The organism is Streptomyces monashensis (assembly GCF_001866665.1).
GTDB lineage: Bacteria > Actinomycetota > Actinomycetes > Streptomycetales > Streptomycetaceae > Streptomyces > Streptomyces monashensis.
This window is the reverse complement of the sequence record NZ_MLYO01000033.1, coordinates 94,140-117,943: the sequence shown is the minus strand read 5'-3', so window position 1 is coordinate 117,943 and position 23,804 is coordinate 94,140. Positions and strand designations below refer to the sequence as shown.

Sequence of the window (23,804 nt, the reverse complement as noted above, 5' to 3'; positions counted from 1 at the left end):
GGCCCCGCTCCCGATGAGGGAGGCGGGGCCTTGCTCGTGCGCGGTGGCGGGGTGTGCGTACCGGACCCGGCCGTCAGCCGCCGGTGAGGGGGCGGGCCGGCTGGGTCGTGCCGCGCGGGACGCGGTGGTCGGTGTGCGGCGGACGGCGACTGCCCGCCGGGGTGACCGGAGTGCGCTCCGAGCGGGTCGTGTGCGGCCCCGGGGCCAGGTGGGCGAGCCCCCGGGAGGCACGGGTCGAGGCGACCGGCTCGCGCGCCGGCGACGGCTGCTCGGCCCGCGGGGCGCTGCGCGGCTTGAGCACCACCGGGGTGACCGGGACGGCCGGTTCGGCCGCCGGGCGGCCGCGGCGGGCCCGCCAGCGGTCGCGCAGGTCGAACAGCCAGTCCTCCGTCCGCGCGATCGGCAGCTCGAACCACGGCAACGCGAGCAGGATCAGCAGGCCCGCGGCCCAGCCCAGCAGCACGTCGCTCAGCCAGTGCGTACCGAGGTAGACGGTGGTCATGCCGACGCCGAGCGAGGTGATCGCGGACAGCGCCGACAGCCAGCGGCGCGCCCGGGGAGTGGAGGCCAGATACGCCAGGATCCCCCACGTCACGACCGCGTTGGCGGTGTGGCCGCTGGGGAATATATCGCCGCCCCGCATCATCTCGTTCGAGCCGATCACGGTCGCGTAGTGCGGACCGAGGCGCCCCATCCCGTACTTGGCGGCGCCGACCGTGATGTTCAGCAGCAGCAACGAGGCGGCCAGGGTCAGCAGCGGGCGCAGCGTGTGCTGCCGCCAGGAGCGCCAGCCGAGCCAGGCCGCGACCATCACGGCGGTGGGGCCGCGCTGGCCGAGCACCACGTAGTAGTCGAGGAAGGCGTGGATCTGCGGCCACTGCTGGTACGGCCGGAAGAACATGACCTGCCAGTCGAGCCGGACCAGCCAGGACGTGATCACCACGGCCCACACGATCGCCAGGTAGAAGGCCAGGGTCGCCGTGAACAGCACGACCCGGTGCCGGCTCATCCTCGGCACATCGATGTGGGCCGGTCGTTCCGGCTCACGGTCGAGTCTGGCGAACACCCGGTCCAGACGCCGGGTGATGTTTCGTTCGGTACGCACCCAATCGACGTTACAGCGAGTGAGGTGTGAACCCCGTCGAAACTGCGGCTTTGTGATGACGATGTGATGTGGCAAACCTCTCAAGCGTGGCTCGAATTCCGGGGATTCCGGAATCCGGTGAGGTCGCCGTCTTCAATTCCTTTGATCGTTCCGGGTGTTGTTTATATGGCGCTTATAAATGCGTTAACCGGGTCCTGGGGCGGAATTCTCCGGAGCGTCACCGCCGGAAGAAGTCGATCATGGTGGACCGGAGCCGTTCAGCCAGAACGCCCCGTAGATCGCCGAGGCCACCGCCAAAGCCACGGTGACCAGCGCGGACTTGGCGATGCGCGACCGGGCGAGGGCGCGGGCCGGCGGCAGCAGCACCGGGAAGGCGGGCAGCAGCAGCCGGGGCTTGGAGCCGAAGTAGCTCGACGCGCACAGGGCGAGCGCGAGTACGACACCCGTATACACCAGCAGGGCGATGGGCTGACGCTGCCGGACGCCGACGACGTAGAGCCACAGCAGCAGGGCGACGCCGACGGTCAGGCCGACACCGGCGAGCGCGGACGGAAATGACGTGAACGTGGCGGCCACGAAACGCGCGAAGGCGTAGCCGCCGTCGAACCCGTTGCGCCAGCCGGCCTGGACGTCCAGATATCCGAGCGGACCCCTGCCGGTGCGGTGCCCGACCCAGAGGACGTAGCCGGCCGCGCCGAGCGGGGCCAGCAGCATCCCGAGGACGCGGCGCCGGGCGGGGGCCCGCGGGGTGGGCCCCGCCGTCACACCCCCGCCTGCCGATGCGCGCTCGCGGCGGTCCCGTACGAACGACAGCACCCCCGTGACCCACACCGCCGCGACCACCGCCGCCCCGACCGGCCGGGTCAGCCCCGCCAGCGACGCGAGCAGCCCGGCGCTCACCCAGCGGCCGGCCAGCAGCGCGTACAGCGACCAGGCCGCCAGCGCCGTGAACAGCGACTCGCTGTACGCCATGGACTGCACGATCCCCACGGGCAGCACCGCCCACAGCAGCACCGCGCAGACCCCGACCCGGGCGCCGTACACCCGCTCCGCCACCGCGAAGATCCCCGCCGCGGCGGCCAGTGAGGCGAGCAGGCTCACCGTGAGTCCCGCGTCCGCGTACGACAGCGGCGAGAGCGCGTGCAGCAGCCGCTCCAGCCATGGCAGCAGCGGGAAGAAAGCCAGGTTGGAGTGGACGTCGCCGTTCGGCAGGCGCACCTCGTAGCCGTAGCCCAGCTCGGCGACGCGGGTGTACCAGAGGGAGTCCCAGCGCGCGGCCAGGAGGTGGTGCGCGCTCTTGCCGCGCGCGGCGCTCCACACCGCCAGCACCACCAGCCCCAGGGCGCGCACCGCGGCGTAGCCCAGCAGGGCGGGGGCGGCTCGGCGCAGCAGGGGGGCGCGGGTGTCGCCCGGGCGCGTGTCAAGAACGGTCACGGGCTCGATTATCGGACGACCGCGGAACCGGTCCCGCCCCCGGAACATGGGGGATGTTTCGGCCAAGAGGGGGCGAAGTGGCATACGCCACACGGGTCCGGTCGGGCGTGTGAGAGGTCCGCCACGTGTGCCCGCGACGGACTCGCGTACGCTGACGAGTCACCCGCGTGGGTTCGAGCGGGCCGGAGACACCGCTCCTCTCCGGTTCAGCGACGGGGAGTCCCCACCCGTCGGTCCGCCGCACGCGAGGGATCAGCTGGGAGGTACGTGCATGACCGGTACGACCACGGCTGCCGTGCGCCCGCGCCGCGGGGCAGTCGGAGCCGGTGCCAACCGCTGGGTCGTGCTCGTCGTCCTCTGCGTCAGCCTGCTGCTCGTCGCCCTCGACGCGACCGTGCTGCACGTGGCGGTTCCCGCCGTCACCGAGGACCTCAGGCCCGGCGCCATGGAACTGCTCTGGATCGTCGACGTCTATCCGCTGGTCTGCGCCTCGCTGCTGATCCTCTTCGGCACGCTCGGCGACCGGATCGGCCGCCGACGCGTCCTGCTCCTCGGCTACGGCTGCTTCGGCGTCGCCTCCGCCATGGCCGCCTTCGCGCCGACCGCCGAGGCCCTGATCCTCGCCCGCGCGCTGCTCGGCGTCGGCGGCGCCATGATCATGCCCGCGACCCTGTCGATCCTGCGCCAGGTCTTCCCCGACCGGCGCGAGCGCGCGCTCGCCATCGGCATCTGGAGCGCGGTCGCCGCCGTCGGCGCGGCGGTCGGCCCGCTGCTCGGCGGCTTTCTGCTGGAGCACTTCTGGTGGGGCGCGGTCTTCCTCGTCAACATCCCGCTGATGCTGGTCAGTCTGCCGGTCGGCCGCATCCTGCTGCCCGAGTCCCGTGGCGACCGCAGTGGCCCCTGGGACGTCGTCGGCGCCCTGATGGCGGCCGGCGGTCTGTTCGGCGTCGTCCTCGGGGTGAAGCGGCTGGGCGGGGCAGAGGCCCCGGCGAGCCCCTGCACCGTGCTGCCGCTGCTGATCGGCGCGGCGCTCCTCGTCCTCTTCGTACGCCGCCAGCGGCGGCAGCTCCATCCGCTGGTGGATCTGCGGATGTTCCGCCGCCCCGCGTTCGGCACCTCGGTGGGCTGCATCGTGCTGGCGATGCTCGCGCTGGTCGGCCTGGAGCTGATCGCCGCGCAGTATCTGCAACTGGTCCTCGGACTGTCGCCGCTGCGGACCGGCCTGCGGCTGCTGCCGCTCACCGTCGCGGCGATGGCGGCGGGCCTGGCGGGCGCGCGGATGCTGCGCCGCTTCGGGCCGCGCCGCATGGTCTGCACCGGCTTCCTGCTGACCGCCGCCGCCGTCCTGACGCTCACCGCGATGGGCGGCAGCGACAACGCGCCGCTGCTGCTGTCCGCTTTCGTGCTGCTCGGCTTCGGCCTGGAGACCACGCTCTTCGGGGCGTACGAGTCGATGCTCAGCGAGGCCCCGGCGGACCAGGCCGGCGGCGCCGCGGCGATGGGCGAGACGTCGTACCAGCTCGGCGCCGGCATCGGCATCGCCCTGCTCGGCAGCGTGATGAACGCCGCCTACGCGCCGGGGCTGCGGTCGGTGCCGGGTGTTCCGCGGCACGCCTCGCGCGCGGCCGGGCACTCGCTCGGCGAGGCCTACGACCTGGCCGACCGGCTCGGCGGCCCCGCGGGGGCCGCGCTGCGGCAGGCCGCACGGGACTCCTTCGTGCACGGGCTCCATGTGACGCTGCTGGTGAGCGCGGGGCTGTTGCTGCTGGGCGCGGTGATGGCGCTGCGGCTGCCGCGGCTCATGCACTGCGGCACCGAGGCCGTGACGACGGTGGAGCTGCCCGCGCCGCGGGAAGTGGCGGAGTCCCGGGTCTCGGCCTGACGTACTGGACGTGCGGGGCACCGCACCGTAACGTCAGCGGCAAAATGTGACTAGCGGTGCTAGTTTTCTTGTGTGCCGGAGGGTGTTCCCATGTCCGCGTCCTCGAAGTTGCCCCCCTTCGATCCCGCCGACCCGCTCGGGATCGACGACCTGCTGGAGCCCGAAGACCTCGCCGTGCGGGACACCGTGCGGGCCTGGGCTGCGGACCGCGTGCTGCCGTACGTCGCCGAGTGGTACGAGAACGGGGAGCTGCCCGGGATCGGGGAACTCGCCCGCGAGCTCGGCTCGATCGGCGCCCTCGGCATGTCCCTGACCGGATACGGCTGCGCGGGCGCGTCGGCCGTGCAGTACGGCCTGGCCTGTCTGGAGCTGGAGGCGGCCGACTCCGGCATCCGCTCCCTGGTCTCCGTGCAGGGCTCGCTCGCCATGTACGCGATCCACCGCTTCGGCAGCGAGGAGCAGAAGAACGAGTGGCTGCCCCGGATGGCGGCCGGCGAGGTGATCGGCTGCTTCGGGCTCACCGAACCCGACCACGGCTCCGACCCCGCCTCGATGCGCACCCACGCCAAGCGCGACGGCGGGGGAGACTGGGTACTCAACGGCCGCAAGATGTGGATCACCAACGGTTCGGTCGCCGGGGTGGCCGTCGTCTGGGCGCAGACCGAGAACGGCATCCGCGGCTTCGTCGTCCCGACCGGCACCCCCGGCTTCTCGGCGCCCGAGATCAAGCACAAGTGGTCCCTGCGCGCCTCGGTCACCAGCGAACTCGTCCTGGACGACGTACGACTGCCCGCCGACGCCGTACTCCCGGAGGCCACCGGACTGCGCGGCCCGCTCAGCTGTCTGTCCCACGCCCGCTACGGCATCGTCTGGGGTGCGATGGGCGCGGCGCGCAGCAGCTTCGAGGCGGCCGTGGACTACGCGAAGTCGCGCGAGCAGTTCGGGCGACCCATCGGCGGCTTCCAGCTCACCCAGGCCAAACTCGCCGACATGGCGGTCGAACTGCACAAGGGGATCCTGCTCGCCCACCATCTGGGGCGGCGGATGGACGCCGGCCGCCTGCGTCCCGAGCAGGTCAGCTTCGGCAAGCTCAACAACGTCCGCGAGGCCATCGAGATCTGCCGTACGGCGCGGACGATCCTCGGCGCCAACGGGATCTCCCTCGAATACCCCGTGATGCGGCACGCGACCAACCTGGAGTCGGTGCTCACCTACGAGGGCACCGTCGAGATGCACCAGCTCGTGCTGGGCAAGGCGCTCACCGGGCTCGACGCCTTTCGGTGAGCCCGCCTTCCGGTGAGCCCCTTCGGGGGCGGGGCTCAGGAGGCAGGGCCGGTGAGCGGCCCTGCCTCAGCTCTGGTTGAAGAACCCGTCCTCGCGGCGCGCCGCCGGCTCACCGCTGATGATCTCCGTGTTCGACGGAGTCAACAGGAACACGCGCGTTGCCACCCGCTCGATCGTGCCGTGCAGACCGAAGGTCAGCCCCGCCGCGAAGTCCACCACGCGCTTGGCGTCGGCCGGGTCCATCGCCGTGAGGTTCATGATGACCGGGACGCCCTCCCGGAACAGCTCGCCGATCGCGCGGGCGTCCCGGAAGCTGTCCGGGGTGACCGTGCCGATCCGGTGGCCCTTCTCCTCGGCCGTGTCCGTGGCCACCTTCACCCGGGGGTCCGTGACCCAGGCGTCCCCGGACTCGGTGCCCTCGGAGTACTCGTCGTCGTAGTAACGCTCGTCATCGTTGTCGTCGACGAGGCCGAGCCACGCACTCGCCTTGCGTACCGATCCCATGGACGCCTCCTCTCACAGCAGGCTTTCTCGCTTTCCGCACCCCTATGGTCATCCATGATGCGGACGGTGCGCCAAGTGGATAGACGCCGCGCGGGGGGTTTGTGACGGTACTGGTGCACAGCCGATCCGTCGAGAGCCCTTGTGCCCCAAGGGTGCAGCCACATATGGCTGCTGACTGTGAGTGAAATATGATCGTCGGCGGCGGATGGGTGAGCGTCACTGCGTACGGGTGAACACCAACGCCGCGCCACAAAACGGGGGATCGGCAGTGTTCGGAATCGTCAGACCGTGCTCGCACCGGCTCGGTGAACGCCTCAAAGCCGAGTGGATGGCGCACTTGTGCGGGCTGTGCCTCGCGCTGCGCCGCGACCACGGCCAGTTCGCGCGCATCGTGACGAACTACGACGGGCTGCTCATATCGGTTCTGACGGATGCTCAGGCCGGTCCGGCCGAGGGTTCGCGGCGCACGGCCGGACCGTGTGCGCTGCGCGGGATGCGGACCGCGTCCGTCGCCCGGGGCGAGGGCGCGCGGCTCGCCGCGGCCGTCTCGCTGGTGCTCGCCGCGGCGAAGGTCCGCGACCATGTCGCCGACCGGGACGGGCTGCTGGCCCGCAGACCCGTGGCCGCCGCGGCCCGCCGGGTCGCCGCGGGCTGGGGCCGGGCCGGTGCGCGCAGCGGCGGGGCCGTCGGCTTCGACACCGGCGTCCTCGTCGAGGCCGTCGACCGGCAGCTCGGCCTGGAGACCCTCGCCGGGTACGGCACCCCGATCCTGACGGTCACCGAGCCGACCGAGACCGCGACGGCGGCGGCCTTCGCGCACACCGCGGTGCTGGCCGGCCGCCCCGACAACGCGCGGCCCCTGGCGGAGGCCGGACGCCTCTTCGGCCGGCTCGCGCATCTGCTGGACGCCGTGGAGGACCAGGAGTCCGACGCCCTGTCGGGAGCCTGGAACCCGCTCACCGCCACGGGCACGCCCCGTGCCCAGGCCCGCCGGCTCGCCGACGACGCCCTGCACGGCATCCGGCTCGCCCTGCGCGACGCCGAGTTCGCCGACGGCAAGCTGGTGCATCTGCTGCTCGTGCACGAGTTGCGGCGGTCGGTGGACCGGGCGTTCGCGCCGTACGACCCGCAACAGCCCCCTCGTCCGCATCCGCACCAGCCCGGGGCGCCGCGCGGATTCCTGCCCGGGTGCGGGGCGTTCCTTCTGGTGTGCTGCACCTGCCAGATGTGCTGCGCGGACGAGTACGAGGGCCCCTGGTCGCGGAAGAAGCGGGAGGGGTGCTGTTCGGACTGTGACTGCGACTGCCCGTGCGACGGATGCGACGGGTGTGACGGATGCTGCGACGGATGCGACTGCTGCTGTCCCTGTGACGGGTGCTAGCGGCAAAAGGCGCGAGGGGAGGGGGTGAAGGCGCGGAGAGATGCAGGGGAGGAGAGAGCGCGAGTGCGCGCAGGGGGTCGGCTCAACAGGAACAGGACCACACGCGACCGAAGTCGATGTGGGAGCGGGTGACCAGCCACTGCTGTGGATGCATGGGGCAAGTGGAACAGGCATCCGGTTCCGCGTCAACTGACGTGAGACGTACGGCTCACAGTTCGGACAGCCTTGACAGCGCCGGGAAACGCCCACGTACTCTCGTCGGACGGTCTTGCTGAGGGGCTCGGCCGTGTGAAGGCGCCAACCCTGACTCTTCGCGTCATGGAGCCTTCGCATGCCATTCGACACCCCCGCCACCCTCCCGCACGACGAACTCGGCACGGAGCGTGCCCGATGAGGCCGCAGCTGGTGATCGTGGGAGCCGGGCCGCGCGGGACCGGCCTGCTGGAGCGCATCGCCGCCAACGCCCCCGAGCTGTATGCCGACACGGGCCTGGACATCCATCTGGTCGACCCGCACCCGCCGGGCGGCGGCCGCATCTGGCGCCAGGCGCAGTCGCCGTTGCTGTGGATGAACTCGCACGCCGAGGACGTCACCATGTTCACCGACGACACCGTGGCCATGGACGGCCCGGTGCGCGAGGGCCCCACCCTGCACCAGTGGGCCGGAGTCGACGGCGCCACCTTCGCCGACCGACAGCTCCAGGGGCGCTATCTGCGCCACGTGTACGAGCGCGCCCTGGCCGAACTGCCCGACGGCATCACCGTCCACCACCACCCCCGGCGCGCCCTGCGGGTCAGCGGCCCGCGCGACGGGCGCCAGCAGGTGTGGCTGGCGGGCCGGCCCCGCCCCCTCCTCGCCGACCTGGTGATTCTCGCCCTCGGCCACCTCGACGCCGAACTCGACGATGAACAGACCGAGTTGGCGGCCTACGCCCGCGCACACGACCTGGTGCACCTGCCGCCCGACTTCACCGCCGACACGGACCTGTCCCCGCTGCGTCCCGGCGAGCCCGTGCTCGTGCGCGGCTTCGGTCTCGCCTTCGTCGACCTGATGGTCCTGCTCACCGAGGGCCGCGGCGGCCGGTACGAGGGCGACACCTACGTCCCCTCGGGGCGGGAGCCGGTGCTGTACGTCGGCTCGCGGCGCGGCGTGCCGTACCACGCGAAGATCGGCTACGAGTGGACCGGCGACCGGCCCCCGCTGCCCCGCTTCTTCGGCCCCGCCGAGGTCGAGGAGCTGCTCGCCCGGCCGGCCGGCTTCGACTTCCGGCGCGACGTGTGGCCGCTGGTGGAGAAGGAACTGGGCTTCGCCCACTACCACCGGCTGTTCACCGCCCACGCCGGACGTACGGCGATGGCCTGGGCCGACTTCGAGGAGAAGTACGCGGCCGCCGCCGGCCCCGCCGAGACCCGGGCGCTGGTCGCCGCCGCCGTACCGGACCCGGCCGACCGGCTCGACCTCGGCGCGCTCGACCGTCCGCTGGAGGGGGTGCGGTACGCGTCGCACGAGGCGTTCCAGGAGGGGCTGCGGAGGTATGTCGAGAGTGATCTGACGCAACGTCATGATGCGTCGCACAGCGCTGACTTGGCGGTCTTTCTCGGGCTGCTGTCCGTCTACGGGCAGATCGTGCGGCTCGGCGGCGTCGGGGCCTGGTGGCACGGGTTCTTCAGCTACCTGGCGTCCGGTCCGCCCGGGCCCCGGCTGCGGCAGATGCTCGCGCTGTCCCGGGCGGGACTGCTCCGCTTTGTCGGCGCCGACATGACGGTGCGGGCCGAGGACGGGGTGTTCCGGGGTGCCAGTCCCACCGTGCCGGGCTTCTCCGTCTCGGCCCGGGCGCTGGTCGAGGCCCGGCTGCCCGACCCCGCCGTCGGACGGGCCCGCGACAGTCTGCTGCGCGAACTGCACGCCGACGGCGTCGCCGAGAGCCCCGAGGGGCTGCTCCGGGTCGACCGCGGCGACGGCCGCGTCCTCGACACGGCCGGGCGCCCGCATTCCCGGCGCTTCGCGCTCGGCCCGTACACCGACGCCCGTACCTCCGGCGCCTTCACCCGGCCGGGCACCGGCGGGCCCGCGTTCCGGCAGAACGACGCCACCGTCCGGGCGGCGCTGGGAATCCTGCGGAACCTGGCCGGCCGGGCCGCCGCCTGAGCCACCTGCCTCGACCGGAAACGGCCGACAAAGACCAGTAACGACCGGTAACGGTCAGTAAGGGAACCGTTCATGAGTGTCATGGCCGCGGGCAGGTACCGGCCCGGGCTGCTGCACCTTGCCGCCGGCATCGATCTGCCGGGCTCCTTCGACGCCGGGGCCTACCTCGAACTGGCCCTGCTCGCCGAGCGGGGCGGGCTGGACTTCGTGACACTGGACGACTCCCTCGGCCGGCCCGGGCCCGACGCGCTGGACGTGCTGTGCCGGGTGGCGCCCGCGACCCGCCGGATCGGCCTGGTCCCGACGATCGCCGCCGCCCGCGCCGAGCCCGTCCGGGTGCGGGACGCGGTGGTGACGCTGGACTGGGTCAGCGGCGGGCGGGCCGGCTGGCGGGGTGATGTGTCCGGGAAGAAGGGGGAGGCGGAGGAAGGGGAGTCGTTGCGGGGGTGTTGTGTGCGGGTGGCCGACGCCACCGAGGGGCACAGCCGCGCCGTCGCAGCCCGGTACGCGGACGTCGCCCTGGTGCGGGTCGCCCGCCCGGAGGAGGCCGCCGCCGTACGTGCCGAACTGCGGGAGCTGGCCGCCGAGTCGGGGCGCGGGCCGGACGCGCTGCGGGTGCTGGTGAGCCTGCTGATCGACCTCGGCGGCGGGGAGTACGCGGCCGGCCCCGGATACGGCGGGGGCGGACCCCGGCCGACCGAGCGCGGCCCGCTGTACCGGGGCGGACCGGTCGACCTCGCGGAACTGCTCGCCGGCTGGCACGCCGACGGTGCCGCCGACGGCTTCCATCTCGTGCCCGTCGAGCCGCGCCGTGACCTGGAGCGGTTCGTCAACGGCACGGTGGGGCTGCTCCAACACCGGGGCCTGTTCCGCACCTTCTATCCGGGCGGCACGCTGCGCGACCACCTCGGGCTGGCCCGGTCCGCCCGGCAGTACGTCATGACCGGGGCAACGCCGGGCGGCGCGGCGGAGGGGCGGAGCGCTCCACGTAAAGGGGGTTTAAATTTCAACGGCTGAAAGGCACCCTTGTGGCGACCGGTCGTTCGGCCGAATACTCCCCCTCAGCGCTTGCCAAGGGCATGTGTGTTCGGAATCCCGGCCTGTCCCTGGCTGCGCCTCACGGGCCCCGACCCCACGCGGGCCCCCGACTTCCCTTGGAGGGAACGAAAAGTGAGGATCAAGCGCACCACTCCCCGCAGCGGTACGGCGAGACGGACCCGACTGATCGCCGTGGCGACCGGTCTCCTTGCCGCAGCGGCGTTCGCCGCGCCCACCGCGCACGCCGGTGACGCCCACACGTTCAGCGCCACCCAGCTCACCAGAGCGAGCGACTCCGTCCGTCAGGCCGACGTGGCCGGTACGGCCTGGGCCGTCGACAGCAGCACCGGACATGTCGTGGTCACCGTCGACAGCACCGTGTCCCAGGCCGAGATCGCCAGGATCAAGCGGCAGGCCGGTGCCGAGTCGGACGCGCTCACCATCAAGCACACCCCGGGCAGGTTCAACAAGCTGATCTCCGGTGGCGACGCCATCTACGGTGGTTCCTACCGCTGCTCGCTCGGGTTCAACGTGCACAGCGGCAGTACGTACTACTTCCTCACCGCCGGCCACTGCGGACAGGTCGCCTCCACCTGGTACAGCAACTCCGGCCACAGCACGGTGCTCGGCACCAACGTCGGCTACAGCTTCCCGGGCAATGACTTCGCTCTGGTCCGGTACACCAACTCCTCGATCGCGCACCCCAGTTCGGTGGGCGGCCAGTCCATCACGAGCGCGGCCACGCCGTCCGTGGGCACGACCGTCTACCGCCGGGGTTCCACCACCGGTACGCACAGCGGGCGGGTCACCGCGCTGAACGCCACCGTCAACTACGGCAGCGGGGACATCGTCTCCGGGCTCATCCAGACCACGGTCTGCGCCGAGGGCGGCGACAGCGGCGGTCCGCTGTACGGCGGGTCCGTGGCGTACGGACTGACGTCCGGTGGCAGCGGTGACTGCACCTCCGGCGGTACGACGTTCTTCCAGCCGGTGACCGAGGCGCTGAGCTACTACGGGGTCACGCTGCCGTAGCGTTCCCGGCTCCGGCCTCGGTTTCCGGAGCCCCCGCAGGCGTCGCGCCTGCGGGGGCTCTGTTTCGGCCATCACGCTCCGAGCGACGCTACTCGCCCGTGGTGTTTGCAGAGCGAACTTCCTGGCGCGAACGGCGGACGGTCGAGGCGGTGGGGTGCGCGAGACCGCTCCGCGCGCGTCCTGAAGTCAACCTTGTGTGCTCCCTGTGTCGTTCGGAAGAGTGGGCGATCGTCAACCAGCCTTCCGGTCCGACCAGGTCCCCACAGCCTGCGGGCCGTCCCCCCACAGGAGGACGTGAGTTGAAGCACCGACGCATATCCGGGCGGCGGGCCGCCGTGGCCGGCGCGGGAATCGCCGCGCTGGTCGCCGCGGGTGTCACCTTGCAGAACGCGAACGCCAGCGAGCCGGTCACGTCCGCTCCGCAGGTGCGGGTCCTGTCCGCTCCCGCGGCCGGAAATCTCGCCTCCACGCTGCTCAGTCGTCTGGGCTCCGATGCCGCCGGGAGCTACTACGACGCCCGGGCGAAGAACCTCGTCGTCAACGTGCTCGACCAGGGTGCCGCCCGAACGGTCGAGGCGGCCGGGGCCAAGGCGAGACTCGTCGGTAACTCGCTCGCCGCGCTCGACGGCGCGCGGACCGTGCTGAAGAAGGACGCGACCATCGCCGGTACGTCCTGGGCGACCGACCCGGTCAGCAACAAGGTCGTCGTCACCGCCGACAGGACGGTGTCCGGGGCGCAGTGGGCCAAGCTGAGCAAGGTGGTCGACGGGCTCGGCACGAAGGCCGAACTGAAGCGGTCGAAGGGGGAGTTCAAGCCCTTCATCGCCGGAGGCGACGCGATCAGCGGGTCGGGCGGGCGCTGCTCGCTCGGGTTCAACGTGGTCAAGGGCGGGCAGCCGTACTTCCTGACCGCCGGGCACTGCACGGCGGCCATCTCCACCTGGTCGGACTCCAGCGGCAACGAGATCGGGCAGAACGCCGAGTCGCACTTCCCGGGCACCGACTTCGGGCTCGTCAAGTACACGGCGGACGTGGCGCACCCGAGCGAGGTCGACCTGTACGACGGGTCCACCCGGAAGATCACCGGGGCCGCCGAGGCGACCGTGGGGATGAAGGTCACCCGCAGCGGGTCCACCACCCATGTGCACGACGGGACGGTCACCGGGCTGAACGCCACCGTGAACTATCAAGAGGGGACCGTCAGCGGGCTCATCCAGACCGATGTGTGCGCCGAGCCCGGTGACAGCGGCGGGTCGCTGTTCTCCGGGAGCAACGCCGTCGGGCTGACCTCGGGGGGCAGCGGTGACTGCACCTCCGGCGGGGAGACGTTCTTCCAGCCGGTCACGGCGGCCCTGTCGGCCACCGGGGCGCAGCTCGGCTGATCCGCGCTTCTCACGGAGTCCCGTCCCCGGTGGTGGGGGCGGGGCTTCGGCATGCCTGCGGACGGGTGTTTGCGCAGGTGGGAGGCGATCGAACGGATGTCGTACATACGTTCGAGAATGGAGGTATGGTGGGGGTGGAAATAGGGAACTGATGTTCGAGTGCGGGAGGTGTGTGTGCCGGGCTTCGCGCATCTGCACACCGTCTCCGGGTTCTCCCTGAGATACGGGGCCTCCCATCCGGAGCGGCTGGCCGAGCGTGCCTCGGAGCGGGGCATGGACGTGCTCGCGCTGACGGACCGGGACACCGTCGCGGGGGCCGTGCGCTTCGCCAAGGCCTGCGCGCAGGCGGGCGTGCGGCCGGTCTTCGGGGTGAATCTCGCGGCGGCTCCGGTGCGGGCGCCGCGAGGCGAGAGGCGGCGTGCCCCGGTCCGCGGTGGCGCCTTCGTCGACGAGTCGACGCCCCGGGTCACCTATCTCGCCCGGGCCGGCGCCCGGGGGTGGGCCGATCTGTGCCGGCTCGTCACGGCCGCGCACAAGAGCGCGGACACCCCCCGGCTGACCTGGCCCGACAACCACGGCGACGGGCTGACCGTGCTGCTCGGGCCCGGCTCCGACGTGGGGCGTGCGCTGGCCGCGGGGCGGCCGGACCGTGCGGCCGGGCTGCTCGCCGCCTGGCGTGAGGTCTACGGGGACGCGCTGCGGCTGGAGGCCGTCTGGCACGGGCGTACGGGGACGGGGACCGGCTCGCTGCGGCTCGCCGCCCGTACCGTCGGCTTCGCCGCCGAGCAGGGGGTGCGGCCGGTGCTGACCAACGCGGTCCGGTACGCCGACCCCGGCCAGGGCCCGGTCGCCGACGTGCTGGACGCCGCCCGGCGGCTGGTCCCGATCGACCCGACGAAGGAGCTGGACTCCGGCGAGGCCTGGCTCAAGGGGGCGGGGGACATGCTGCGGGCGGCCGAGCGGATCGTGGAGGCCGCGGGCTACCGGCGCAGCGCCGCCCACCGGCTGCTGGAGCAGACCTGGACGACGGCCGCCGAGTGCCTGGTCGATCCCGAGGACGACCTCGGGATCGGTACGGTCCACTTCCCCGAGGCCCACCTCGTGGGTGCCGGGCGACGGACCGCCCAGCGGACCCTCGCCTCGCGGGCGGTGGCGGGGATGCTGCGGCTCGGCTACGGCGGGCGGCGCGCGTACTGGGAGCGGATGCACGACGAGCTGGACATCATCGGCCACCACGGTTTCGCCTCCTACTTCCTGACGGTCGCCCATGTCGTGGACGACGTGCGGGAGATGGGCATCCGGGTCGCCGCCCGTGGTTCCGGCGCGGGGTCGCTGGTGAACCATCTGCTGGGCATCGCGCACGCCGACCCGGTCGAGCACGGGCTGCTGATGGAGCGTTTCCTGTCGAAGGAACGCGTCGTGCTGCCCGACATCGACATCGACGTGGAGTCGGCGCGGCGGCTGGAGGTGTACCGCGCGATCATCAGGCGCTTCGGCGAGGAGCGGGTCGCGACGGTCGCGATGCCGGAGACCTACCGGGTCCGGCATGCCGTCCGGGACGTGGGTGCCGCCCTGTCGATGGATCCGGAGGAGATCGACCGGGTCGCCAAGTCCTTTCCGCACATCCGGGCCCGGGACGCGCGAGCCGCCCTGGAAGAACTGCCCGAACTGCGGGAACTGGCGGGGGAGAAGGAGAAGTACGGGCGGCTCTGGGAACTGGTCGAGGCGCTCGACGCCCTGCCGCGCGGGGTCGCCATGCATCCGTGCGGGGTGCTGCTGTCCGACGCCTCGCTGCTCGCTCGTACGCCGGTGGTGCCGACCAGCGGCGAGGGGCTGCCGATGTCGCAGTTCGACAAGGAGGACGTGGAGGACCTCGGGCTGCTCAAGCTCGATGTGCTGGGGGTGCGGATGCAGTCGGCCATGGCGCACGCCGTGGCCGAGGTGGAGCGGGCCACCGGGCAGCGGGTCGACCTGGACGCGGTGCCGGCGGGGGACGCGGCGACGTACGAGCTGATCCGGTCCGCCGAGACGCTGGGATGCTTCCAGATCGAGTCGCCGGGCCAGCGGGATCTGGTGGGGCGGCTGCAGCCGAGCACCTTCCATGATCTGGTCGTGGACATCTCGCTGTTCCGGCCCGGGCCCGTCGCCGCCGACATGGTGCGGCCGTTCATCGAGGCGCGGCACGGGCGGGCGCCCGTGCGGTATCCGCATCCGGATCTGGAAGAGCCGCTGCGGGGGACGTACGGCGTCGTCGTCTTCCACGAGCAGATCATCGACATCGTCGCCATCCTGACCGGGTGCGGGCGGGGCGAGGCCGACCGGGTGCGGCGCGGGCTGTCCGACCCGGAGTCGCAGGGGCGGATCCGGGTGTGGTTCGCGCAGCGTGCGGCGGCGAACGGGTACGACCTGGAGACGATCCGGCGGACCTGGGAGATCGTGGCGGCCTTCGGGTCGTACGGGTTCTGCAAGGCGCACGCCGTGGCTTTCGCCGTGCCGACGTACCAGTCGGCCTGGTTGAAGGCCCATCATCCGGCGGCCTTCTACGCCGGGCTGCTCACGCACGACCCGGGGATGTACCCGAAGCGGCTGCTGCTGGCCGACGCGCGGCGGCGGGGGGTGCCGATCCTGCCGTTGGACGTGAACGTGTCCGGGGTCGCTCATCGGATCGAACTGGTGTCTGAATCCGGGGTGTGGGGACTGCGGCTCGCCCTGTGCGATGTGCACGGGATCAGCGAGGCGGAGGCGAAGAGGATCGAGGACGGGCAGCCGTATGCCTCCCTGGTGGACTTCTGGGAGCGGGGGCGGCCCAGCCGGCCGCTGGCCGGGCGGCTCGCCCAGGTGGGGGCGCTGGACGCGTTCGGCGCCAACCGGCGTGATCTGCAACTGCACTTGACCGAGCTGCAGCGGGGCGCGCGCAGCGGTGGCGGTGGCCAGCTGCCGCTGTCCGGCGGGCGCAGGACCGCCCCGGCCGGACTGCCGGACCTGTCGGATGCCGAGCGGCTCAGCGCCGAGCTGGGAGTGCTGTCCATGGACGCCTCGCGCAATCTCATGGACGACCACCGGGAGTTCCTCGAAGAGCTGGGCGTGGTCTCCGCGCGCCGGCTGCGTGCGGCGCGGCACGGGGAGACCGTGCTGGTCGCGGGCGCCAAGGCGGCCACCCAGACCCCGCCGATCCGGTCCGGCAAGCGGGTCATCTTCTCCACGCTGGACGACGGCACCGGGCTGGTCGATCTGGCGTTCTTCGACGACTCGCACGACGCCTGCGCCCACACCGTCTTCCATTCGTGGCTGCTGCTAGTCCGGGGAGTGGTGCAGCGGCGCGGGCCGCGCAGCCTGAGCGTGGTGGGTTCCGCCGCCTGGAACCTCGCCGAGCTGGTCGAACTGCGCGCCGAGGGCGGGCTGGACGTGGTGGCCGCGCGGCTCGCGGAGCCGCTGACCGGGGGCGGCGACGGAGACGGCGCGGGCGACGGCACGGGCGGGCGGCGGATCCGTCTGCCCACCGGATACGAGATGCATCCGTGGGCCGACCTGCGCCCCGCCGGGCAGGAGGCCGCGCAAGGGCCCGCGGCGATGCGGAAGTTGTGGCACCAGAGTCCGGGGAGTGCGGGATGACCATCCTCTGCGTACGTTTCCAGCTGCCGCCGATGTACGAGGCGGCCCTGCCGGGGCTGCTCGGACTGCTGGAGGACTTCACCCCCGTCGTCGAGGCGTTGCCCCCGGACGGGGCGCTGGCCGATCTGCGCGGCGCCCAGCGGTACTTCGGGCGCGATGCCGTGGACCTGGCCTCGGTGATCCGGGTGCGGGCCCTCGCGCGGTACGGCGTCGACTGCGCGATCGGCGCGGGGCCGGGGCCGATGCTGGCCCGCGTGGCGCTGCGCGACGCCCGGCCCGGGGTGACGTGTGCCGTGCCGGAGGACCCGGACGCCGTCGCGGAGTTCCTCGCCGGGCTGCCGGTGTCCGCGCTGCCCGGCGTCGGCGCGGCGACCGCCCGCACCCTGTGCGAGTACGGCCTGGACACCCTGGGGCCGGTCGCCGCCGCGCCGCTGTCCACGCTCCAGCGGCTGATCGGCGCGCGGGCGGGCCGGGAACTGCGGGAGAAGGCGAACGGCATCGATCGCGGGCGCGTCGTGCCGAACGCCGTGTCGCGGTCGCTCGTCGCCGAACGGCCCTTCGCACTCGATGAGCTGGACCCCGACCGGCACCACAGGGCGCTGCTGTCGGCCGCCGAGGAACTGGGTGCCCGGCTGCGCGCGCTGGAGCAGGTCTGCCGCACCCTGACCCTCACCGTGCGCTACGCCGACCGATCCTCGACCACCCGCAGCCGCACCCTGAAGGAGCCCACCGCCCACTCGGCGGCCCTGACGCGGACGGCCTGCGGCATGTACGAGGCGCTCGGCCTCCAGCGCGCCCGGGTCCGCGCGATCGCCCTGCGCGCCGAAGGCCTGACCTGCGCCGACCAGGCCTCCTACCAGCTCACCTTCGACCCCGTGGACGAGAAGGTCCGCCGCATCGAGGAGGTCGCGGACCGCGCGCGGGCGAAGTTCGGGCCCCGGGCGGTGATCCCGGGTTCGCTGGCGGCGTGACTCCGTTCGGCCGGGTGTCAGCCGGCCCGGGGCGGAGTGATACGGCCCGTCTGGTGACGAAGCGTCAAGGTCAGGCGATGTTCCCCTGGTGCTGGAAGTTTTTTACTGGCGCGTAACTTCACACTTGCGCTACTCGCCCGTAACTTGATGAGTGAACAGCATCCTCGTGATCCGGATCACAGGGTCAGGCCGTCGTACCTCCCTTGAGCCGCAAGGAGATCACCCGATGCTGCCCTGGAAGCGAGCCCTCAGACCGCTCACCGCACTGCTGCTCACCGCCGCCGTCGCCGTCGTACCGGCCGCCACCGCGAACGCGGCCGACTCGGCCCCGAGCACCGGCTGGAACGACTTCGGCTGCAAGCCCTCCGCCGACCATCCCCGGCCGGTCGTCCTGGTGCACGGCACCCTGGGCAACTCGGTCGACAACTGGCTCTCCCTCGCCCCCTACCTGGAGGCCCGCGGATACTGCGTCTTCTCCCTCGACTACGGACAACTGACCGGCGTCCCGCTCTTCTACGGCCTCGGCCCCATCGACCAGTCGGCCGGGCAGCTCTCCGCCTTCGTCGACAAGGTGCTGGCCGCGACCGGCGCCGCCAAGGCCGACCTCGTCGGCCACTCCCAGGGCGGCATGATGCCCCGCTACTACCTGAAGTTCCTCGGCGGCGCCGCCAAGGTGAACGCCCTCGTCGGCCTCGCCCCCGACAACCACGGCGCCTCCCTCAGCGGCCTCACCAACCTGCTGCCGTACTTCCCCGGCGCCTCGGACCTGATCAAGGCCACCACCCCCGGCCTCGCCGGCCAGATCCCCGGCTCGGACTTCCTCACCAAGCTCAACGCGGGCGGCGACACCGTCCCCGGAGTGCACTACACCGTCATCGCGACCAAGTACGACGAGGTGGCCACGCCCTGGCAGAGCCAGTACCTGAGCGGCTCGGACGTCCACAACGTCCTGCTCCAGGACCTGTGCCCGCTCGACCTCACCGAGCACGTCGCGATCGGCCTGTTCGACCGCATCGCCTTCCACGAGGTGGCGAACGCGCTGGATCCGGCCCACGCCAGCGCCACCACCTGCGCGTCGGCCCTCAGCTGACGCGCGCCGGGGCCTGTCCGACCTGAGCCGCCGGACGGGCCCCGGAACCCTCGGCGTGGGGTGATCCGAAGCTAGCCCCAGGGAACCGGGAAATCGCCTGCCGGGGGCGGGCGGGGGAGATCCTTATGGCGGCGTTAAGGGAGTGCTCAGACTGCGCTGAGGTAGATGGCGTCCACGAATGCGTGGACGCACGCGCGCGTGCGCTCGGTCTGCCCGAGGTCAGGTTCTGCACGAACGCGATGGACCGGTCCGGTCAGCCGTCCGGCCACCAGGTGCGGGCGATGTCCTTGCGCACCTCCGGACGCCCCGCGGGGCGCTCCTCCGCCTCTTCGCGGACACGGCGGCTGTCCGTCTTCTTCAGGGGCTTCTGCACGGTCGCGCGGCGCATGGCTGCCTCCTTCAGCACCTACCGGATTCCGTGATGTCACGGAGGCAGACGCTTTTGGGGAGAGTTCCTCATCGGAGCCGGATTGTCAGTGGCGGGTGTCACTCTGTGGGCATGAGCGCTGTGGACATGGACGAGATCGACTGGGACGCCGAGGCCGCCGGCTTCGACGACGAACCGGACCACGGGCTGCGCGACCCCGAGGTCCGCGCGGCCTGGGCGGCCCGAGTGCGCGGCTGGCTGCCCGAGCGCCCCGCCGACGTCCTCGACCTGGGCTGCGGCACCGGCAGTCTCTCGCTCCTCGCCGCCGAGCGGGGACACCGGGTCACGGGTGTCGACGCGTCCCCGGCGATGGTCGAGCGGGCCCGCGCCAAGCTCGCCGGGCGGGACGCGGCGGTCCTGTGCGGGGACGCCGCATCCCCGCCGGTGGGCGAGCAGCGCTTCGACGTCGTCCTCGTACGGCATGTGCTGTGGGCCCTGCCCGCGCCCGACCGGGTGCTGCGGCACTGGCGCGGGCTGCTCGGCCCGGAGGCCGTTTCGTGCTGGTCGAGGGGGTCTGGGGGACCGTGCACCCCGTCGGCATCCCCGCCGGGCGCCTCACCGCCCTGCTCGCCCCGCTGAGTGCGGACGTGCGCGTGGAGCGACTGTCCGGCGACCCGCTGCTGTGGGGCAGAACCGTCGAGGACGAGCGGTACGCGGTGGTGGCGACCGTGTGAGCCGCGCCGGGCGCGCGTCAGGCCAGCAGGCCGGCGAAGCCGCCGGCGCGGGCCAGCGCCTCCAGCGTGTCCAGGGCCGCCACGGCGGCGGACGCGGCCGCGGGGTCCGCCTCCGTCAGCCCGCTCGCGGCGAACTCGTCCTCGTCCAACCGTCGTACGTCGCCGCCGTCGGCGGAGCGCCACAGGTCCAGGTCGAGGTCCTCCACGACCAGCTCGGCACCGGTGCGCACCGCCGGGCGGGTGATGTCGCAGTACCAGCCCTTCACCGTGCCGTCCCCGGCCCGGACCTCCTTGACCGCGTACCAGCGGTCCCGCCAGTAGTACTCGGTGAAGACGTCGCCCGGCTCGAAGCGCACGAAGCCGAAGTCCCGGACCCCGGCACCCGCCCACGGCGCCCGTACGGCGATGCGCGTGCCGTCGTCGTGGAGCAGCTCGGCGGGGTAACGGATCTTCGTGCGGCCGCCCTTGACCAGGACGACCGTCAGCCCGGACGACGGCTCGAGCGTCAACCCGGCCGCCGGCTCAGACCAGTTCGCGGACATGGCGGACCTCCGTCGCACAGATCTCGTAGCCCAGCGACCTGTTGATCGCGAGCATCGGGGCGTTGCCGGTGTCGTTGCCCGTCCGCGCGTCGGTCAGGCCGGCGGCGCGGGCGCGGTGCAGCGCGACGGTCTTGGCGAGCTTGGCCAGGCCGCGCCGGCGGAAGGCGCGCGCGGTGCCCGTCATCGCGGTGACATAGCGGCTGCCTCCGTCGGTGAACGCCACGCTGAAGGCGACCGGTCGGCCCTCGGCCACCACGACCGTCGTCAGCTCGCGGTCGAGCAGCGGATGCTCCCAGGTCTGCGTGAGCCAGGCCGCGTAGTCGGTGAACTCGATGTCGATGTCGCCCGGTTCGTCGGACATCGTCTCCGCGTCCAGCCGGAACAGCGGGCGCGGGTCGTCCGCGAAGTCCGCGGCCGTGCGCAGTTCGACGCCCGGCGGGGGAGCGGGCAGGGGCGGCAGTGCGGCGCGCGACAGGTCCAGCCGGAGGAAGTGGGCGCAGCGGCCGGCACGGTAGCCGCGCCTCTCGGCGAAGGCGCGGTTGGCCGGCTCGTCCAGCACCCACGCGAACAGCTTCGTCGCCCCGTGCGCCGCCAGATGCTCCTCGGCGGCGCGGACCAGCAGGGCGCCCGCGCCGCGCCCGGTCCGCTCCGGGTGGACATAGATGTTGAGCATCCCCTGGCCGGGTTCGGGGCTGTCGTGCGCCAGCATCACCTGGGCGGTACCGATCACCTCGCCGTCCTCCTCCGCCACGAGGGACCGGGCCCAGGCCTCGGGCGGGGTGCGGGCGAGCGTGTGCAGGACGGACGCGGAGGTCCACAGGATATGAGGGAGGGCCTGATGCCGTACCCGGGCGAAGTCCTCGACATCGGGCGGGTCACCAGGGCGCAGATCGCGTACGGTCACAGTCATGACAGGCGACCGTACGGACGGACGCGCCGGGACGCCTCTCATTTTCCGGCGGGAGTCCTCCGGCGGGTGCGGGACAATCGGGTCGTGAGCCTGAAGATCCGCATCGATGACAGCGCGCCCCCGTACGAGCAGGTGCGCGCGCAGATTTCCGAGCAGGCGCGGTCCGGGGTGCTGCCGGTGGGGTACCGGCTGCCGACCGTACGGGGGCTGGCCGAGTCGCTGGGGCTCGCCGTGAACACCGTGGCCAAGGCGTACCGGGCGCTGGAGACCGACGGGGTGATCGAGACCCGGGGGCGCAACGGCACCTTCGTGGCGGCCGCCGGCTCGGCCGCGGAGCGGGGGGCCGCCGTCGCGGCGCAGACGTATGTCGAGCACGTCCGCAGGCTGGGGCTGGGCGAGTCGGCGGCGCTGGCCGCCGTGCGGGACGCGCTGCGGGCCGGTTACGGGAAGTAGCGGGACGGCGGGGAGTCCCGGGGCGGCGAGGCGGACTCAGCGGACCTGGGCCGGCTCCGGTACGCGCGTCACCGTCAGCCCCGCCCGCTGCGCCGCCCTCCCGAACGTCACCGCGTCCGCCACCGCCGCCCCGCCCGGGTCGTTGTTGAAGTAGGCGTACACGTCACGCGCGTCGGACCAGGTCGTCGCGACGCGGTCCACCCAGGTGTCCAGGCAGCGACGGCCGTAGCGGGGCCAGGGGTGGGCGCGGCCCTCGTGGAAGCGGACGTAGCCCCAGTCGGCGGTGCGCCACAGCGGGGTCGTCGGGTGGGCCTGCACGTCCGCCCAGCACAGCGCCGCGCCCCGGGCCGACAGGACCTGGCGCACCTCGGACGTCCACCAGGAGGCATGGCGGGGCTCGACCGCCACCCGCGTACCGGACGGGAAACGGGCCAGACACGCGTCCAGCAGCGCGGGGTCCGCGCGCAGGGTCGGCGGGAGCTGGAGGAGGACCGGGCCCAGGCGGCCGCCGAGGCCCGCCGCGTGGTTCATCAGCCGCTCGACCGGCTCGGCGGGGTCCTTCAGGCGCTTGATGTGGGTGAGATAGCGGCTCGCCTTGACCGCGACGACGAAGTCCAGCGGCACGCGCTCGCGCCAGGTCTCGAAGTTCTCCCGGGTCGGCAGCCGGTAGAAGGCGTTGTTGAGCTCCACCGTCGCGAACAGCCGGGTGTACTCCTCCAGCCACAGCCGGGCCGGGACCCCGGGCGGATAGACCCGGTCCCGCCAGTCCTTGTACTGCCAGCCGGAGGTGCCGACGAACAAGGTCACACCACCATCAAAGCACTACAGGTACAGCCCCGCGTCCGCGCCGTCCCGCGCCCCCGGCACCGAGGTCGGGGCCGTGCCCCGGCGCAGCGCGTAGAGCTCGGCCAGGGTGGCGCCCTCGCGGCCGACGCCCTCCTCGGTGCCGAGCCAGTTCACCGCCTCCCGGCGGGTGAGCGGGCCCACCTCGACACGGGCCAGACAGCGGCCGGGGCGGACCACCGCAGGGTGCAGCCGCTCCAGGTCCTCGTTGGTGGTGACGCCGACCAGGACGTTGCGGCCCTGGCCGAGGAGGCCGTCGGTCAGGTTCAGCAGCCGGGACAGGGCCTGGCCCGCCGTGTGCTTGGCCTCGCCGCGGATCAGCTCGTCGCAGTCCTCCAGGAGCAGCAGGCGCCAGCGGCCCTTGCCCGCGCCGTCCTCCTCGCCGATCGCGATGTCCATCAGATAGCCGACGTCGGAGAAGAGGCGCTCGGGGTCCAGGACGCAGTCGACCTGGCACCAGTCCCGCCAGGAGCGGGCGAGCGTGCGCAGCGCGGAGGTCTTGCCGGTGCCGGGCGGGCCATGCAGCAGCAGGAGACGGCCGGCGATGTCCTCGGGGGTCGTCTTCATCAGGCGGTCCATCGCGTCCGCCACCGGGGCCGTGTAGTTGGGCCGGATCTCGTCCCAGGTGCCTGCGGAGATCTGCCGGGTGGTGCGGTGCGGGCCGCGCCGCGGGGAGACGTACCAGAAACCCATCGTCACGTTCTCGGGCTGCGGCTCGGGCTCGTCGGCCGCGCCGTCCGTGGCCTGGTCGAGGACCCGCTCGGCGAGGTCCGCGCTGGTCGCGGTGACCGTGACGTCCGCGCCGCGGTTCCAGCGCGAGACCAGCAGGGTCCAGCCGTCGCCCTCGGCGAGCGTGGCGCTGCGGTCGTCGTCGCGGGCGGCGCGCAGCACGCGCGCGCCCTCGGGCAGCAGGGTCGCGCCGGAGCGGACGCGGTCGATGTTCACGGAGTGCGAGTACGGCTGCTCGCCCGTCGCGAAGCGGCCGAGGAACAGCGCGTCGACGACGTCGGACGGCGAGTCGGAGTCGTCGACGTGGAGCCGGATCGGCAGAGCGTCGTGTGGGTTCGCAGACATGCCGCCATGATCCGACAC

At 72.6% G+C, this 23,804-nt stretch carries 19 protein-coding genes and 1 pseudogene; 12 read left to right on the top strand and 8 right to left on the bottom strand.

All coding sequences use genetic code 11. The features are described 5' to 3' along the window. Positions 1-73 precede the first annotated feature (73 nt). A complete protein-coding gene (locus BIV23_RS20250; RefSeq protein WP_071382309.1) occupies positions 74-1,105 on the bottom strand; it encodes a phosphatase PAP2 family protein in 1,032 nt (343 codons plus the stop codon). Positions 1,106-1,342: 237 nt separating this feature from the next. Next, positions 1,343-2,539, bottom strand: a complete 1,197-nt coding sequence (locus BIV23_RS20245) for a glycosyltransferase family 39 protein (RefSeq protein ID WP_071382308.1) — start codon at positions 2,537-2,539, stop codon at positions 1,343-1,345. A gap of 271 nt (positions 2,540-2,810) precedes the next feature. Here BIV23_RS20245 and BIV23_RS20240 point away from each other — a divergent pair, with 271 nt between their 5' ends. Beyond that, on the top strand, positions 2,811-4,421 hold the full coding sequence (locus BIV23_RS20240; protein ID WP_071382307.1) for an MFS transporter: 1,611 nt from the start codon (positions 2,811-2,813) through the stop codon (positions 4,419-4,421). A gap of 90 nt (positions 4,422-4,511) precedes the next feature. Then, the gene (locus tag BIV23_RS20235) at positions 4,512-5,705 is read left to right on the top strand and encodes an acyl-CoA dehydrogenase family protein (RefSeq protein ID WP_071382306.1); all 1,194 of its coding nucleotides are present in this window, start codon (positions 4,512-4,514) and stop codon (positions 5,703-5,705) included. 66 nt (positions 5,706-5,771) lie between these two features. Here BIV23_RS20235 and BIV23_RS20230 read toward each other — a convergent pair whose 3' ends face one another. Next, positions 5,772-6,209 carry a cell division protein SepF gene (locus tag BIV23_RS20230; RefSeq protein ID WP_071382305.1) on the bottom strand — a complete coding sequence of 146 codons (438 nt, stop codon included), beginning with the start codon at positions 6,207-6,209 and terminating at the stop codon, positions 5,772-5,774. A gap of 268 nt (positions 6,210-6,477) precedes the next feature. On the opposite strand from BIV23_RS20230, the gene BIV23_RS20225 reads away from it, so the two are divergent. The 8 genes from BIV23_RS20225 (at position 6,478) to BIV23_RS20190 (ending at position 18,863) form a co-directional block, all read left to right on the top strand. Continuing rightward, entirely contained in the window at positions 6,478-7,590 is a 1,113-nt protein-coding gene (locus BIV23_RS20225) for a DUF5685 family protein (protein ID WP_071382304.1), read from the top strand. Between the two features lie 390 nt (positions 7,591-7,980). Beyond that, positions 7,981-9,738, top strand: coding sequence for an FAD/NAD(P)-binding protein (locus BIV23_RS20220; RefSeq protein ID WP_071382303.1), 1,758 nt, complete (start codon positions 7,981-7,983; stop codon positions 9,736-9,738). A gap of 81 nt (positions 9,739-9,819) precedes the next feature. Then, the gene (locus tag BIV23_RS20215) at positions 9,820-10,755 is read left to right on the top strand and encodes an LLM class flavin-dependent oxidoreductase (RefSeq protein WP_071382348.1); all 936 of its coding nucleotides are present in this window, start codon (positions 9,820-9,822) and stop codon (positions 10,753-10,755) included. A 153-nt stretch (positions 10,756-10,908) separates the two neighbouring features. Further along, the gene (locus tag BIV23_RS20210; RefSeq protein WP_071382302.1) at positions 10,909-11,808 is read left to right on the top strand and encodes a S1 family peptidase; all 900 of its coding nucleotides are present in this window, start codon (positions 10,909-10,911) and stop codon (positions 11,806-11,808) included. Between the two features lie 299 nt (positions 11,809-12,107). After that, entirely contained in the window at positions 12,108-13,190 is a 1,083-nt protein-coding gene (locus BIV23_RS20205) for a S1 family peptidase (protein WP_071382301.1), read from the top strand. A 174-nt stretch (positions 13,191-13,364) separates the two neighbouring features. Further along, a complete protein-coding gene (locus tag BIV23_RS20200; RefSeq protein WP_071382300.1) occupies positions 13,365-16,802 on the top strand; it encodes a DNA polymerase III subunit alpha in 3,438 nt (1,145 codons plus the stop codon). Next, a complete protein-coding gene (locus tag BIV23_RS20195) occupies positions 16,799-17,773 on the top strand; it encodes a DNA polymerase Y family protein (protein ID WP_071382299.1) in 975 nt (324 codons plus the stop codon). The genes BIV23_RS20200 and BIV23_RS20195 overlap by 4 nt, the downstream gene beginning before the upstream one ends. A gap of 226 nt (positions 17,774-17,999) precedes the next feature. Next, the gene (locus BIV23_RS20190; protein ID WP_071382298.1) at positions 18,000-18,863 is read left to right on the top strand and encodes an esterase/lipase family protein; all 864 of its coding nucleotides are present in this window, start codon (positions 18,000-18,002) and stop codon (positions 18,861-18,863) included. A 253-nt stretch (positions 18,864-19,116) separates the two neighbouring features. Here BIV23_RS20190 and BIV23_RS53260 read toward each other — a convergent pair whose 3' ends face one another. After that, a complete protein-coding gene (locus BIV23_RS53260) occupies positions 19,117-19,251 on the bottom strand; it encodes a hypothetical protein (RefSeq protein ID WP_107471216.1) in 135 nt (44 codons plus the stop codon). 111 nt (positions 19,252-19,362) lie between these two features. Here BIV23_RS53260 and BIV23_RS20185 point away from each other — a divergent pair. Next, positions 19,363-19,964, top strand: a pseudogene (locus BIV23_RS20185) (class I SAM-dependent methyltransferase). A gap of 17 nt (positions 19,965-19,981) precedes the next feature. Here the strand turns inward: BIV23_RS20185 and BIV23_RS20180 are convergent. After that, positions 19,982-20,506, bottom strand: coding sequence for a ribonuclease FAU-1 family protein (locus BIV23_RS20180; RefSeq protein WP_071382297.1), 525 nt, complete (start codon positions 20,504-20,506; stop codon positions 19,982-19,984). Then, complete coding sequence (locus BIV23_RS20175; RefSeq protein WP_071382296.1) at positions 20,487-21,416, bottom strand: GNAT family N-acetyltransferase; 930 nt, start codon at positions 21,414-21,416, stop codon at positions 20,487-20,489. The genes BIV23_RS20180 and BIV23_RS20175 overlap by 20 nt, the downstream gene beginning before the upstream one ends. A gap of 84 nt (positions 21,417-21,500) precedes the next feature. Between BIV23_RS20175 and BIV23_RS20170 the strand changes: the two genes are divergently transcribed. Then, entirely contained in the window at positions 21,501-21,869 is a 369-nt protein-coding gene (locus BIV23_RS20170; protein ID WP_071382347.1) for a GntR family transcriptional regulator, read from the top strand. Positions 21,870-21,905: 36 nt separating this feature from the next. Here the strand turns inward: BIV23_RS20170 and BIV23_RS20165 are convergent, their stop codons facing one another. Both BIV23_RS20165 and BIV23_RS20160 read right to left on the bottom strand, forming a co-directional pair. Beyond that, positions 21,906-22,676: a DUF72 domain-containing protein gene (locus BIV23_RS20165; protein ID WP_071382295.1), complete on the bottom strand. Its 771-nt coding sequence runs from the start codon at positions 22,674-22,676 to the stop codon at positions 21,906-21,908. Positions 22,677-22,691: 15 nt separating this feature from the next. Then, the gene (locus tag BIV23_RS20160) at positions 22,692-23,786 is read right to left on the bottom strand and encodes a DUF5925 domain-containing protein (RefSeq protein WP_071382294.1); all 1,095 of its coding nucleotides are present in this window, start codon (positions 23,784-23,786) and stop codon (positions 22,692-22,694) included. Positions 23,787-23,804: the final 18 nt, after the last annotated feature.